Genomic DNA, 13564 nt, shown 5'->3' on the forward strand with positions numbered 1-13564 from the left:
GTGTCCTTCGCGCGCTTACTTGGTCGCGATGAGGTAGCGGTTTGAATCGGCGAGGATCACGTCGCGCACCGCCTCGTGATACTTGATGTAGCCGGTGCAGCGGCAGAGATGGCCGTCGAGTGCGTCGGAGATCGTCTGCTCCAGCGCCTCGCGGGGGACCGGCTTGTGCGCCAGGCGCTCGAGCAGGACCTGTCCCTCGTTGAGGAAGCCCGCCGTGCAGTAGCCGCACTGAAACGCGAAATGATCGATGAAGGCCTTTTGCAGCGCGGAGAGCTGGCCGTCCCTGGCGTGGCCCTCGACGGTGCGGATCGACTTGCCGTCGAAATTCACGGCCGGAGCGATGCAGGTCGGGCTGGTGTAGCTGGTGCCGTCGGGCTCGTCGACGATGATGGCGCAGCTCAAACATTGCGCGGCGCCGCAGCCGAATTTCGTGCCGGTCATGCCGAGCATCTCGCGCAAGAAATCGTTCATCGAGAGGTCGTCGCGCACCTCGACCGGACCATGCTTCTGGCCGTTGATGGTGAGGCTAAGTGTCGTCACGCGAGCACTCCCTTCAAAAGGCTTGGCGTCACCGGCAGCGCGCGGAAGCGGTGGCCGGTGGCATCATGGATGGCGTTGATGAGCGCCGGCACGATCGGGATCATGACGACCTCCGCCATGCCCTTCGGCTCTTCGTCCGGCGTCAATGGTTTCAGCATCTCGATCTCGAGATCGCGCAAGGGTAGGTCCGAGCCGCGCGCGACGAGGTAGCGTCCGAGATTCCATTCGCCGTTGCCCGGACCGCCCTCGAACGGCGGCAGCGTCTCGAGCAACGCATAGCCGACGCCCATCGCGAAGCCGCCATGGGCCTGACCCATGACGACTTCGGGCACGAGCGCCGTGCCGCATTCGAACACGCTGTAGGCCTTGGCGATGCGCAAGGCGCCCGTCGCGCGCTCGATCTCGACACGGACGAGCGTGCCGCACATCGAGGTGTAGGCGGTGCCGATGCGATTGTTGTCGGTCGGGGGAAATTTGACGCTGGTGCGGGTGATGCGCTCGAACTTGCCGTTACCCCGCCGGATTGCGAGGGCATCGATCTCGGCGCGATATTGCTCGCCGAACAGCGGGAAGCCGGCGCGCGACCAGGCCCAGCGGGAAAAGCTGTGCGCGACCGCGCCGGTGACGAAGCCGCGCGCATGGGCGGTTGCCGCCAGCGCCGGCAGCGCAAGTGGTTCGAGGCCGGGCATGACGAGCTGGCCGTTCTGCCAGTGCGCGCTGGCCCATTGCCTTGCACGAGCGTCGGTCTTCGGGATGCGCCAGAGCTCCAGTGCTGCCGGCCACAGGCCGAAGCGGAAGATGACGCGGGCGGCTTCCGCAGACGAATGCGTGCCGACATGCGCGCCGATCGAGGCTGATGTCGCCGAGCTGATCGCCGGCACCCAGCGCGGATTCCTCGCCGCCGCATCCTGGGTCTTCTGATCCATCGTGTAGGGATCGCCGGAGCTGACGAGGCCGAGGGCGTCGTAGCTGTCGACGCGGGCGACCGAGACCTCGTCGGCGATCGTGCCGAGATGGCTCGCGACCCGGTTCGCCAGCGCCGTGCCGATGCCGTTGCCCATCTCGACGTGGTCGCAGAAGATCGCGATCTTGCCGTCTGCGGTCAGCTCGACACGGCCAAGCGAGCAGTCCGCGCCGGAGCCGTAGTCCTTGGTCACGCAGGCGACGCCGGTGCCGACCAGCCGGTCGGATGCGCCTTGCTTGAACTTTGCGCGCTGCTGCCAGATTGGATGCTTTTCGAGCTTGTCGAGGATTTCGGGCGTACGGACCGAGACGATGTAGGGATTGCCCGTCATGGTGCGGCCGTTTTGCTTGAGCGCATTGCGGCGTCGGAATTCGATCGGATCGAGCTTCAGTTCGCTTGCCGCCTCGTCGATCAGCACTTCCAGCGCGGTCATGGTTTGCAGCGTGCCGTAGCCGCGCATCGAGCCTGCGGTGACGCCGCGCGAATGCAATGCCACGGTCGTGACGTCGACCTTTGGAATGTCGTAGATGCCGATCGCGCCGGTGGCGGCGACGACCGCGACGTTGGCCGAGAAATTGGCGAGACCGCCGCCATCGAGCACGTGATCGGCGGCAAACGCCTTGATCGTCCCGCTCGCGCGATCGATGCCGATGCGCGAGCGCATCTTGATCGGATGGCGCTTGATGCCGCCCTGGAACTGCTGGTAGCGGTCATGCGCGAGCCGCACCGGCTTGCCCGGGAAGCAGATCGCCGCGAGCGCGACATAGAGAATGAACGGCGTGTGATCGCGGCCGCCGAAGCCGCCGCCGACATGGGCGAACTGCGCATTGATATGCGCGGGCTTGTAGGGCGCGCGGGCTTTGGCGAGCAAATGCGCGATCGACTCGGCGGCCTCATAGGGCGACTGAACGCCGAGCACGAGCTCGAGATTGCCGCCCTTGTTGTTGTGCCAGGCGAGCCCGCATTCCGGTTCGAGGAACATCGGGTCGACCGACTGTGTCTCGAACTCGCGGTCGAGCACCAGCAGCGAAGCATTCTCCGCCGCAAGCTCGGCGCGGATCTGCTCGCCATGTTTGGCGGCCTTGGCGTAGTCGGGCGGCATCTCCTTGGCGAGCGGCGACCACACCGGCAGCGCGGCGTTCTGGACCTTCTTGGGTGAAACCCAGCCGGCCTGGATCGGCGAATAGATATCCGGCTTCTCAGGCGCGCTACCTGCCACGCGGGTGAAGCGGAACGAGCCGTAGTCGGGCGCAATCACCGGCCCGGTTTCCTCTCCAAATTTGACGAAAGTCCCGTCGCGCAGCACGAGGCGCGCCTGGTCGAAGGCGTCGAACTTTTCGAAGACGAGGAGCGCAACCGGCTGACCCAGATAGAGCGGCGACTTGCCGACGGGGCAGAACAGATCGCCGGCGTAGAATTCGGGCACCTGCGTGCCGATGCGGTCGAGATCGGCGGCGGTGATGACGACGGAAGGCTTCAGTGCGCCCGACAGGCGCGCAAGATCCAAGCCGGTGTAGACATGGGTGGCGTCGTTGGCGCGGACCAGGATCGCGTGCGAGGTGGCTTGTGGCCAGCCCGGAAGGTCGTTGGCGCGGAAATCGGAGGCGTACAGCTTTGCGCCCGTCACCTTGGCGACGCCGTCGACGCGGCCGGCGCCTTTTGTCGCGGGATTGAAATTGCCGCGTCCGGGAAGCGTCTCGTGCGCGGCGAAGGGAGCCTCCTTCGCCAGACCGAGATGCGACAGGCTGACCGAGATGCCGCCTGCCGACAACCACTTCACGAGCTCGCGTCGCGAAGGCCGCATGTTCTGATCCTTGTACAAGATTTCGAGCACATCATGATGCTGACGGCATCGGTGCCCGGAGGGTACGCGCCAACGCTCGCGTGAACCTGTCATGATTCGTCATGCAGGAATAGAAACGGGTAGGGCGTTTACATCAGATGAAGACGGTGCCTGTCGCGCGTGCGCGGATTGAGAATTTCGTTTCCGCTTGCCTTGCAGTCGAATCAAATTGATTGAGGGGATGGGATCACGAGGGGCGGGAACTCACATGCAGCAGGATTCGAACGATCTCTTTCCGGTCAGCACGTCGACCGGAATGACAAGGCGCCAACTGCTCGATCGCGGTCTCAAGATGGGCGCGCTGTCATTGTTTGCCGGCACCGCGAAGGCTCAGCATGCCACGCACGATCATGGCGGCGCCGCGCACACCGCGGATATGTCGCCTACGATGGGCATGGTGCCGGAAACGCCGGTTCCCACCATGGATCAGTCCTTGGTCGAGCCCGAGGTGCGGAGGTCCGTCAATGGCGTATTGAGCACGACTTTGCGCTGCGGCTACGCGTATCGCCAGATCGGCGGCGTCAGGCTCTATGTCAGATCATACGAAGGTGGCAGTCCGGGACCGACCTTGCGCATGAAGCCCGGCGAGACGTTGCGGATCAAGATGATCAACGATTTGCCGCCGAACCGCGACGGACTGCCTGCCGACATCAGCCACCCGCATCAATTCAACAACACCAATTTCCATTTCCACGGCGCGCATGTCAGTCCGAGCGGCATTGCCGACAACGTCATGCGCTCGATGGCGCCCGGCCACAGCTACAACATCGAGATCACGCTGCCGGCCGACCACACCACAGGCACCTACTGGTATCACCCCCACCACCACGGCAGCGCCGACATCCAGATGTCGAGCGGCATGGTGGGGGCCGTCATCATCGAGGGCGATTTCGCCGACGTTCCGGAGATCGCGGCAGCGCGCGAGCGCCTGCTCGTGCTGAGCCAGGTGGTGTACGATGCCAACGGCATGATCGAGAATTTCGAGACGCTGTTTCCGGAGACGGCGACGCGTTTCCTCGCGATCAACGGCCAGCGGCGGCCGGTGATCGAGATGCGCCCCGGCGAGGTGCAGCGCTGGCGCATCCTCAATGCGGCCTATCAGGACGACATGCTGCTCGACCTGGAGAAGCACGATCTGCATGCGATCGCCTATGACGGCATCCAGCTCGGCGCCGTGCAGCCGCTGAAACAGCTTTTGATCGCGCCGGGGCAGCGCGCCGACATCCTGGTGAAGGCCGGTAGTCCCGGCACCTATGCCTTCAACGCGGCGCCCTACGATCAGGGGCATCCGTCCCCGGTCGGCCCGCTGGCGCGGGTCGTGGTGTCGGGTGCGCCGATGGACATGAAGCTGCCGCGCGCGCTTCCGCAAGCACCGCTCGCGACCATCAAGGACGCGGAGATCACCAACCGCCGCAAGGTGGTGCTGTCGGCGACCGCGCCGGAGGCCGATGCCGCCGGCCATTGGCAGGAGTTCGGCTTCTTCATCGACGGCAAGAAATTCGATCCCACCCGTATTGATCATCGGGTCAAACTTGGCGCGGTCGAGGAGTGGACCATCGTCAATACGCACGAGCATGACGACCACGTCTTCCACATCCACACCAATCCGTTCCAGCTGGTCTCGGTCAACGGCAAGGCGCTGGCGACGCCGGAATGGCGGGATTCCGTGATTGTCGAGCGCAAGGGCGGTGAGGTCGTGTTCCGCTCGCGCTTCCTCGATTTCACCGGTGTCTTCATGCTCCACTGCCACATGATGAACCATGAGGAGATGGGCATGATGCAGACGGTCGAGGTCTATAAGCCCTAAGCCTCGGGGAAAATTGCAGGAATTTGGCGTTTGACGGGGGAATCCCGGTGCGGCCGGGCTTCCCCTGAAGGCCGGCATGGCCTATGACGCTGCAACGCAAAATTCCACCAAAGACCCATGATCCGCCTCGACAACGTCAGCAAGCAAGCCGGCCACCAGATCCTGTTCATCGAAGCCTCCGCCGCCCTCAACAGGGGCGAGAAGATCGGGCTTGTCGGCCCGAACGGCGCCGGCAAGTCCACGCTGTTCCGGATGATCGCCGGGCAGGAGCTGCCCGATGAAGGCCAGGTCTCGATCGATCGCGGCATCACCATCGGCTATTTCAGCCAGGACGTCGGCGAGATGAGTGGCCGCAGCGCCGTGGCTGAAGTCATGGATGGCGCGGGCCCAGTCAGCGTGGTCGCGGCCGAGCTCCGCGAGCTCGAGGCCGCGATGGCCGATCCGGACAAGGCCGACGAGATGGACGAGATCATCGCGCGCTATGGCGAGGTGCAGCATCGTTTCGAGGAACTCGACGGCTATGCGCTCGACGGCCGGGCGCGCGAAGCACTGTCCGGCCTCGGCTTCAGCCAGGAGATGATGGATGGCGATGTCGGCGCGCTCTCCGGCGGCTGGAAGATGCGCGTGGCGCTGGCGCGTATCCTGCTGATGCGACCTGACGTCATGCTGCTCGACGAGCCGAGCAACCATCTCGATCTCGAAAGCCTGATCTGGCTGGAGAAATTCCTGCACGATTACGAAGGCGCGTTGCTGATGACCTCGCACGATCGCGAGTTCATCAACCGCGTGATCTCCAAAGTGGTCGAGATCGATTCCGGCTCGCTCACCACTTACACAGGCGATTACGAGTTCTACGAGCAGCAGCGCGCGCTGAATGAAAAGCAGCAGCAGGCGCAGTTCGAGCGCCAGCAGGCGATGCTCGCCAAGGAGATCAAGTTCATCGAGCGCTTCAAGGCGCGGGCGTCCCATGCCGCGCAGGTTCAGAGCCGGGTCAAGAAGCTCGACAAGATCGAGCGGGTCGAGCCGCCGCGTCGCCGCCAGACCGTCGCTTTCGACTTTCTGCCCGCGCCGCGCTCGGGCGAGGACGTCGTGGCGCTGAAGAATGTCCACAAGGGTTACGGCAGCAAGCGCATCTATGACGGGCTCGATTTCATGATCCGCCGCCGCGAGCGGTGGTGCGTGATGGGCGTCAATGGTGCCGGCAAGTCGACCTTGCTCAAGCTCGTGGCCGGTGCAAGCGATCCCGATCAGGGCACGGTGGCGCTGGGGGGCAGCGTCAAGATGGGTTATTTCGCCCAGCATGCGATGGACCTGCTCGACGGCGACCGCACCGTGTTCCAGTCGCTCGAGGATGCATTCCCGACCGCGGGGCAGGGGTCCTTGCGCGCGCTCGCCGGCTGCTTCGGTTTCTCCGGCGACGACGTCGAGAAGCGCTGCCGCGTGCTCTCAGGCGGCGAGAAGGCGCGCCTCGTGATGGCGAAGATGCTGTTCGACCCGCCGAACTTCCTGGTGCTGGACGAGCCGACCAACCATCTCGATCTCGCCACCAAGGAGATGCTGATCACGGCGCTGTCGGATTTCGAAGGCACCATGCTGTTCGTCTCGCACGACCGGCACTTCCTCAGCGTGCTCTCCAACCGCGTGCTGGAGCTGACGCCCGAGGGCATCCACCAATATGGCGGCGGCTACACCGAATACGTCGCCCGCACCGGCCAGGAAGCGCCGGGATTGCGGAGCTAGCATTCCCGTACGTGCCTTGACGCGTCGATGCGTCTCGCTACGCTCGCCGCGCTTTTTGGAATGCGGGAGTTGCGAGAATGGGCGGCTTGGTAATCACGGGTGGCCGGGTGGTCGATCCGGCCAGCGGGATGGATGCCGTCGGCGACGTGGCTGTGATGGACGGCCGGATCGTCGCGGTCGGCACCGGACTTGGCGGCGCCGAGCGGACGATCGATGCGACTGGCCTCGTGGTGGCGCCCGGCTTCATCGACCTGCATGCACATGGCCAGTCGATTCCCGCCGATCGCATGCAGGCGTTCGATGGCGTGACGACGACGCTGGACCTCGAGGCCGGTGTGCTGCCGGTCGCGGCCTGGTATCGCAAGCAGGCGGCGAAACGGCGTGTGCTCAACTACGGCGCCTCCGCCAACTGGGCTTTCGCGCGCATCGGCGCGATGACGGGCTCCAACTCGGAAAGCTCGCTGGAGGCGTTCGGCAATGCCATGCGTGATCGCCGCTGGATCGACAACGTCGCGAGCGACACGGAGGTGCGCGGCATCCTCGATCGTCTCGCCGGTGGGCTCGACGAAGGCGGCATCGGCATCGGCATCCTCAACGCCTACGCTCCCGGCGCCGGCGTGCAGGAGCTCACCGCGGTTTGCCAGCTGGCGGCCACCCATGACGTGCCGACCTTCACCCACGTCGCCTTCATGTCGCGCATCGATCCGGAAAGTGCGGCTGAGGCCTATATCCGCCTGATCGGCTATGCCGGCGCTACCGGGGCGCATATGCACATCTGCCACTTCAACTCCTCAAGCAAGACCGACATCGAGCGTTGCGTGGAGCTGGTGGCCAAGGCGCAGGCGCAGGGGCTTCCGATCACGGTCGAGGCTTACCCTTACGGCACCGGTTCGACGGTGCTTGCGGCGGCGTTCTTCAGCGACCCCGAATTCGTGGCGCGCAACGGCACCGGCTACGACTCGGTGCAGCGGGTCGCCGATGGGCGGCGCTTCCGCGACCGGGAGGAGCTGCTGGCGGCGCAGGCCGCAGAGCCCTCCACGCTGGTGCTCTGGCACATCCTCGATATCGAGAACAACGCACACCATCGCGATCTCCTCGACATGTCGGTGCTGTATCCCGGCGGCGCGATCGCGTCCGACGCCATGCCCTGGACGCTTTCCGATGGCCGCACCTACACCGGCGATGCCTGGCCGCTGCCCAAGGATGCCACCTCCCATCCGCGCTCGGCGGGCTGCTTCACGCGTTTCATCCGCGAGTGGGTGCGCGAGCGCCGAACGGTGTCGCTGCTGGAAGGCATCCGCAAATGCGCGCTGATCCCGGCGCAGATTCTCGAGCACAGCACGCCCGCGATGCGGGCCAAGGGACGGCTCGCAGCCGGCGCTGATGCCGACATCGTGGTGTTCGACTACGAGACACTGACCGACCGGGCGGAGTTTTCGGCGATGAATCGTGCCGCGGAGGGCGTACGTCATCTCGTGGTGAGCGGCCATCCGCTGATCACGGACGGTGTGCTGGATGTGGCGGCAAGGCCCGGCCGGCCGGTACGCCGGCCCGTCGTTGAGGACTAAAGCCTGTGCCCGTTCCGGTTCTGCTCGTGGCCGGCTTCCTCGGAGCGGGCAAGACCACGGTCGTGAACCACCTGTTGGCGCATGCCGAAGGACGTCGGATCGCGGCCGTCGTCAACGATTTCGGCGCGATCAACATCGACGCCGAGCTGATCACGGGCGCCGCCGACGGCGTGGTGAGCCTCGCCAATGGCTGCATCTGCTGCTCGCTGGAAGGCGATCTCCTGCGCACGCTTGCCGTGCTGCTCCGGCGTGATCCGCGCCCGGACGTCATCGTGATCGAAACCAGCGGTGTAGCCGATCCGGCGGATGTCGTGCGCAACCTGATGGATCCCCTGATCTTTCGCGAAGCGCCGCTGGAAACCGTTTTGTGCGTGGTGGACGCGACGATGCAGGTGGCCATGCTGGACGACGCGTTGCTGCGGTCGCAGCTGCGGGCGGCCGACGTGATCGCGCTGAGCAAGGTGGATCTGTCCGACGCGGCCGGCGCCACGCAGATGCGCGATGCCATCCGCGCGATGCGCCCCGCAGCCGTCCGGGTTGACGCTGTCCATGGCGAAGTGCCCGCGGCGCTGCTGTTTTCGCCCGACGTCGACCGCGCGCTCGTGCCGCGCGAGCCGGGGCCGAAACGGCCGGCCGCAGAGCGGTTCGAGACCATGAGCTGGATGTCGGACAGGCCGGTGTCGCTGCCGCGATTGCAGGCGGCGATCGGCCGGATCGCGCCGAACCTGGCGCGGGCGAAGGGGCTGTTCGAGACTGTCGAGCAGCCCGGGCGGCTAATGGTGTTTCAACTCGCCGGCGGCCGGGCAACGCTGGCCGCGGGCGGGACGCTGCCAGCGGGGACGCCGCGAACGCGGATCGTCTTCGTTGCCGAGATCGGCGTCCTCTCGCGCGAGGAGATCGATCGGACCATGGAAGGCTGCATCGAGGCTGGCGCGGCGTGAAAGCCTTCCGTTTCAAGCAATGGCCCGTTCCAAAGCAAGATACGCCCGCGGTGAGCGGGCGTATCTGGATCGAAGGCTAATTGCGCTGCGCCTTAGGCGCTCGTCTCGCACTTCTTCATAAAGCTGTTCTTGGCGGCGCCGGCGAGCGGCTTGCCGTCCGAGCCGAGCGCCTTGGGCGCGCAGGCGTCTTCCTTGCATTTCTTCATGAACGAGGTCTTGGCGGCGCCGGCCAGCGGCTTGCCGTCCTTGCCGACGGCCTTGCTTTCGCAGGTATCCTCCGCGAAGGCCGAGCCGGCCGCGAAGGTGGCGACGACGGCAGCCAGGAAAATCCGCTTCATCATGGGTGTCTCCTCAACAATGGTTCGGGAATTGGAACTCCGAATCGTGGCGCAATCAAGCAAGATCGGCGCGCGGCGCGGCGATCATTTCAATTTTTCCAGCGTGCAACTGCGGCAATCGCCTTGGCCTGCACGTCGTTCCGCGCCGCCTGGTTCGCGGCGACCGACTGGTGCCGCGGCGAGGGATCGTCGAAATCGTGGGTCGCGCCGGGATAGACCGTGACGTCGATCTTGCTGCCGGCCTGGCGCGCCCGGTCGGCGGCCTGCTGGCAGAACGCGGGCGACACCTGGTCGTCGTCGGCGCCCAGGAACATGGCGATTGGCGCGGTCGTGGAGATCGTCGGCTGCAACAGCGCCTTCGGTCCGCAACCCGGATAGAACGCCAGTACGCCGCGAAAGCCGGCTGCCAGGTTTGCGCCTTGCCGGATCATCACGTTCAGCGCGGTGCTGCCGCCATTCGACCAGCCCTGGAGGAAGATCTGGTTGCCGATCACATCGCCGCGGCCGCGCAAATAGGCAAGCGCCCCTTCGGCATCGAGCGGGCGCACGGTCTTCTCGTTCACGTCATCGCGATCGGGATCGTCATGGGTGAAGCGGCCGAAACCGTAGGCCTTGCCGCGTGGACCAAAACTGTCCGGCAGCAGCGCGAGGTAGCCGCGCGCGGCCCAGTATTGGCCCCACATCGCGTGCCGTTTCGCCAGGGTCGTGGCGTTGCACGGTGAGGAGATCTTGGGGCCAACGACGGTGCAGTCCGCGTTGACGTTGCTGGAATAGGGCCCGCCGCGGCCGTGCAGCAACACGATGGCCGGAGCGGGACCCGCCGCCTGCGGCCGGAACAGGTAGCCGACGAGCTGCGTGCGGCCGTCGGCGCTGCGGAAATAGACCGTCTCTGGTGCGGCCGCCGCCTCGGAGATGAGCCATGTCAAGGTGATCACGGCTAAGACAATACGGAAGAAATGGGCTGGCATGCTCGTCGAGAATCGCGGGTCTGCCGACAGGAGACACTGGCGGAGGCGAAGATTCAACCCGGCTTGCTGCACCGCGCGCTGACCGGCCGCTGCGAACCTGTTAGCCTCGTTCATAATCCAGCAGGAATGGAGCATTGCGATGGACGCCTCGACAGGCCCGCAAACCGCCGACCGGCATTCCCACCTGGTTCAACCCCAAATCATGGACTGGCAGAAGACGCGCTTTCCGGGCTGCGAGGCCAAGACGTTGCTGTTCGATCGCAGAACGGGACTGATGACGGCCCTGATGCGCTTTGCGCCCGGGGCGGTGCTGCCCGATCACGAGCATGTCGGCATCGAGCAGAGCTACGTGATTGAAGGGGCGTTGGTCGACAAGGAGGGGCCCGCCAAGGACATCGCGTGCGGGGCCGGCGAGTTCATCTGGCGCGAGGCCGGTAGCCGTCACGCCGCCTGGTGCCCGGAGGGAGCGCTGATCCTTGCGATCTTCCAGGTGCCCAACAAGTTCTTCGAGGCGGACGGCCGGGTGGTCGACGCCTCGGGTGCGGATTGGGACGAGGCCTGGGGCCACAGGGCTGCGCAACGGGCGCGCCGCAGCTAACCGCTCCTCACGGCGCCGCGGGCGAGCAATGCCTTGAAATCGGCACGTGCGCGCTGAGCCTCGAGGCGCGCAACCTCGGAGGCTTCACCCATGCTGAAATAGCCGTGGATCAGGCCGGCGCCCTCGTGATGCCTGACGGGAACGCCGGCGGCTTCCAGCGCCTGCGCATAGGCCGCGCCCTCGTCGCGCAGCGGATCGAACCAGGCCGTCGTGACCACGGCCGGCGCAACGCCGGCGAGCGATTTGGCCCGCAGCGGCGAGACGCGCCAGTCCTGCCCGTGCGAGGGATCGGCGAGGTAATGGCCGGCAAACCACTCCATCACCGCGCGCGACAGGAAGTAGCCCTCCGCGTTTTCGCTGCGCGAGGGGAAGCGCGCGTTCTCGGTCGTATCAGCATAACTGCCGACCGTGTCGGTCGCGGGATAGACTAGAAACTGCCCGGCGAGTTCGATGCCGGCGTCGCGGCAGGCAATTGCCGTGACTGCCGCGAGATTGCCGCCCGCGCTGTCACCGGCGACGCCGACGCGCTTTGCGTCGCCGCCAAATTCCGCGATGCGGTCGAACACGTCGCGTGCCGCGGCAAAGGCATCCTCGAATGCGCCGGGAAAGCGCGTCTCGGGCGGGCGCCGATAGTCGATGGAGATCACGACCGCGCCGGTCTCGATCGCAAGAAAGCGCGCCTGCCGGTCATGGGTGTCGAGATCGCCTGCAACCCAGCCGCCACCGTGGAAGAAGACGACCGTCGGCGATGGGGCCGAGCCGACGCGATAGACGCGCGCAGCGAGCGGTCCCGCGCCGCCCTTCACCTCGATATCCCGGACCTCGTCCACGGGCGGGGGCGGCACGGCGGCGCGCGCGGCAGCAAGTGCGCGCAGGGACTCGCGGGCGCTTTGCGGTGTCATCGTCGCGGGATCGCGCAGCGGCAGCGTCGGAATGATCTCTGCAATGACGGGATCGAGCGGCGCGGCCATCGGCGGGGTCCTTCCAGGTTCTTGGTTTTGCTTGCGCGCTAGCATAGGTTCCGAGCGCCGCTTGGGCAACCGGCGGCCGCGTCTTGCCGAATTGCGTGGCACGGAAAGCAGCAGAAGCAGGGGGAAAAGGTGGATTTCGAAACGCTGGTGCAGTCCCGTCGTAGCGTGCGCGGTTTCAAAAAGGACCCGGTGCCGCGTGCGGAGATCGAGGCGATCATCGATGTGGCCAAGCGCGCACCGTCCTCGATGAACACCCAGCCCTGGCACGTTCACGTGCTCACCGGCACGCCGCTCGAAGAGGTGCGCCGGCGCAACATGGAAGAGATGGTCGCCGGCGCCAAGGTCAAGCGCGACATCGTCAGCCATGGCGAATACCAGGGCATTCACCGCACGCGTCAGGTCGATATCGCCAAGAAATTGTTCGGCGCGATGGGGATCGCGCGCGACGACAAGCCGATGCGGCAGGATTGGGTGTTGCGCGGCTTCCGCCAGTTCGATGCGCCGGTCTCGCTGGTGCTCACCTATGACCGTGTGCTCGACCCCGGTGCGGTCTGCCACTTCGATCTCGGCGCGCTCTGCTACGGCATCGTGCTCGCGGCATGGGATCGCGGGCTCGGCTCGGTGATCAACGGGCAGGGCATCATGCGCTCCGACATCGTGCGCGGGGTCGCAGATATCCCCGACGACGAGGTCATCATGACCTGCGTTGCGATGGGATATCCGGACGACACGTTTGCCGCCAACGCCGTGCGATCGGATCGGGAGGAGAACAGCGAGTTCGTGCGCTTCGTCGGATTTGCCGACTAAAGCGCGATGAGATTGGGGTGAATCGTCGTCGCGATTCAGGTTATTGTTTGAGCGTGATCTTTTCGGAAAACCGCTTCACACTTTTCCGGATCATGCTCTAAAGGTTGCATACTCAAGGTGCGCGTTGCGGGTTACGAACGAAGTATTTTTCCGCCGAAATTTTTAGTGCGGACTCCCAACCGGCTCTTGCAATCTCGACTCGTCAGGAGGAACAATAAGCGCGGTGAAAGGTTTGTTGCTGGCGCGAGGGAATTGACATGCGGCGGCTGGCTAGCCTGGTGCGTTGGTTGTTCGGGCCGCGAGTGCGGTATCCGGTTGATGATGATCCAAGCCTTCCCTTCACTCCCGAAGAGTTTGGCCGGCTGATCAGCAGCGGCAAACATGAAGACATGAAGCGGCTGGCGGAGCGCTTGGCGTGCCGGTCGATCCCGCGCCGCGCCAAATACCGCGCGACGCATTAAGGCCAACGCATTGAATGC

General features: G+C 65.4%; 12 protein-coding genes. 7 read left to right on the plus strand and 5 right to left on the minus strand.

The genetic code is table 11. From position 1 onward, the window contains the following. Window positions 1–15 precede the first annotated feature (15 nt). Both NLN62_RS39040 and NLN62_RS39045 read right to left on the minus strand, forming a co-directional pair. Window positions 16–540: a (2Fe-2S)-binding protein gene (locus tag NLN62_RS39040; protein ID WP_254112247.1), complete on the minus strand. Its 525-nt coding sequence runs from the start codon at window positions 538–540 to the stop codon at window positions 16–18. Further along, complete coding sequence (locus NLN62_RS39045) at window positions 537–3308, minus strand: xanthine dehydrogenase family protein molybdopterin-binding subunit (protein ID WP_254112248.1); 2772 nt, start codon at window positions 3306–3308, stop codon at window positions 537–539. Before NLN62_RS39045 ends, NLN62_RS39040 begins: the two co-directional genes overlap by 4 nt. Before the next feature lie 247 nt (window positions 3309–3555). Between NLN62_RS39045 and NLN62_RS39050 the strand changes: the two genes are divergently transcribed. The 4 genes from NLN62_RS39050 (at window position 3556) to NLN62_RS39065 (ending at window position 9403) form a co-directional block, all read left to right on the plus strand. After that, window positions 3556–5154 (plus strand): multicopper oxidase family protein, encoded by a 1599-nt coding sequence (locus NLN62_RS39050; RefSeq protein ID WP_027526751.1) that lies wholly within the window; start codon window positions 3556–3558, stop codon window positions 5152–5154. Window positions 5155–5271: 117 nt separating this feature from the next. After that, complete coding sequence (locus NLN62_RS39055; protein ID WP_027526752.1) at window positions 5272–6894, plus strand: ABC-F family ATP-binding cassette domain-containing protein; 1623 nt, start codon at window positions 5272–5274, stop codon at window positions 6892–6894. A 77-nt stretch (window positions 6895–6971) separates the two neighbouring features. Then, window positions 6972–8462 carry an amidohydrolase family protein gene (locus NLN62_RS39060; protein WP_254112249.1) on the plus strand — a complete coding sequence of 497 codons (1491 nt, stop codon included), beginning with the start codon at window positions 6972–6974 and terminating at the stop codon, window positions 8460–8462. A 5-nt stretch (window positions 8463–8467) separates the two neighbouring features. Continuing rightward, on the plus strand, window positions 8468–9403 hold the full coding sequence (locus NLN62_RS39065) for a GTP-binding protein (protein WP_254112250.1): 936 nt from the start codon (window positions 8468–8470) through the stop codon (window positions 9401–9403). 92 nt (window positions 9404–9495) lie between these two features. On the opposite strand, the gene NLN62_RS39070 is transcribed toward NLN62_RS39065, so the two are convergent. Next, on the minus strand, window positions 9496–9744 hold the full coding sequence (locus NLN62_RS39070; RefSeq protein ID WP_035664370.1) for a hypothetical protein: 249 nt from the start codon (window positions 9742–9744) through the stop codon (window positions 9496–9498). An 86-nt stretch (window positions 9745–9830) separates the two neighbouring features. Then, entirely contained in the window at window positions 9831–10709 is an 879-nt protein-coding gene (locus NLN62_RS39075; protein ID WP_051390083.1) for a dienelactone hydrolase family protein, read from the minus strand. Between the two features lie 139 nt (window positions 10710–10848). On the opposite strand from NLN62_RS39075, the gene NLN62_RS39080 reads away from it, so the two are divergent. Next, entirely contained in the window at window positions 10849–11307 is a 459-nt protein-coding gene (locus NLN62_RS39080; protein ID WP_254112251.1) for a cupin domain-containing protein, read from the plus strand. Here the strand turns inward: NLN62_RS39080 and NLN62_RS39085 are convergent. Next, window positions 11304–12278, minus strand: a complete 975-nt coding sequence (locus tag NLN62_RS39085) for an alpha/beta hydrolase (RefSeq protein ID WP_027526757.1) — start codon at window positions 12276–12278, stop codon at window positions 11304–11306. The genes NLN62_RS39080 and NLN62_RS39085 overlap by 4 nt on opposite strands. A 129-nt stretch (window positions 12279–12407) precedes the next feature. On the opposite strand from NLN62_RS39085, the gene NLN62_RS39090 reads away from it, so the two are divergent. Continuing rightward, entirely contained in the window at window positions 12408–13085 is a 678-nt protein-coding gene (locus tag NLN62_RS39090) for a nitroreductase (RefSeq protein ID WP_027526758.1), read from the plus strand. 257 nt (window positions 13086–13342) lie between these two features. Then, window positions 13343–13546, plus strand: a complete 204-nt coding sequence (locus NLN62_RS39095; protein WP_027526759.1) for a hypothetical protein — start codon at window positions 13343–13345, stop codon at window positions 13544–13546. Window positions 13547–13564 lie beyond the last annotated feature (18 nt).

Origin of the sequence: Bradyrhizobium sp. CCGUVB23 (assembly GCF_024199885.1) — a bacterium.
Taxonomy (GTDB): domain Bacteria; phylum Pseudomonadota; class Alphaproteobacteria; order Rhizobiales; family Xanthobacteraceae; genus Bradyrhizobium.

What these genes read in the sequence shown, in the direction of transcription:
- NLN62_RS39045 (WP_254112248.1), bottom strand. Translation starts at nt 3,308, where the DNA reads ATGCGGCCTTCGCGACGCGAGCTCGTGAAGTGGTTGTCGGCAGGCGGC.
- NLN62_RS39050 (WP_027526751.1), top strand. Translation starts at nt 3,556, where the DNA reads ATGCAGCAGGATTCGAACGATCTCTTTCCGGTCAGCACGTCGACCGGA.
- NLN62_RS39055 (WP_027526752.1), top strand. Translation starts at nt 5,272, where the DNA reads ATGATCCGCCTCGACAACGTCAGCAAGCAAGCCGGCCACCAGATCCTG.
- NLN62_RS39060 (WP_254112249.1), top strand. Translation starts at nt 6,972, where the DNA reads ATGGGCGGCTTGGTAATCACGGGTGGCCGGGTGGTCGATCCGGCCAGC.
- NLN62_RS39070 (WP_035664370.1), bottom strand. Translation starts at nt 9,744, where the DNA reads ATGATGAAGCGGATTTTCCTGGCTGCCGTCGTCGCCACCTTCGCGGCC.
- NLN62_RS39075 (WP_051390083.1), bottom strand. Translation starts at nt 10,709, where the DNA reads ATGCCAGCCCATTTCTTCCGTATTGTCTTAGCCGTGATCACCTTGACA.
- NLN62_RS39080 (WP_254112251.1), top strand. Translation starts at nt 10,849, where the DNA reads ATGGACGCCTCGACAGGCCCGCAAACCGCCGACCGGCATTCCCACCTG.
- NLN62_RS39085 (WP_027526757.1), bottom strand. Translation starts at nt 12,278, where the DNA reads ATGGCCGCGCCGCTCGATCCCGTCATTGCAGAGATCATTCCGACGCTG.
- NLN62_RS39095 (WP_027526759.1), top strand. Translation starts at nt 13,343, where the DNA reads ATGCGGCGGCTGGCTAGCCTGGTGCGTTGGTTGTTCGGGCCGCGAGTG.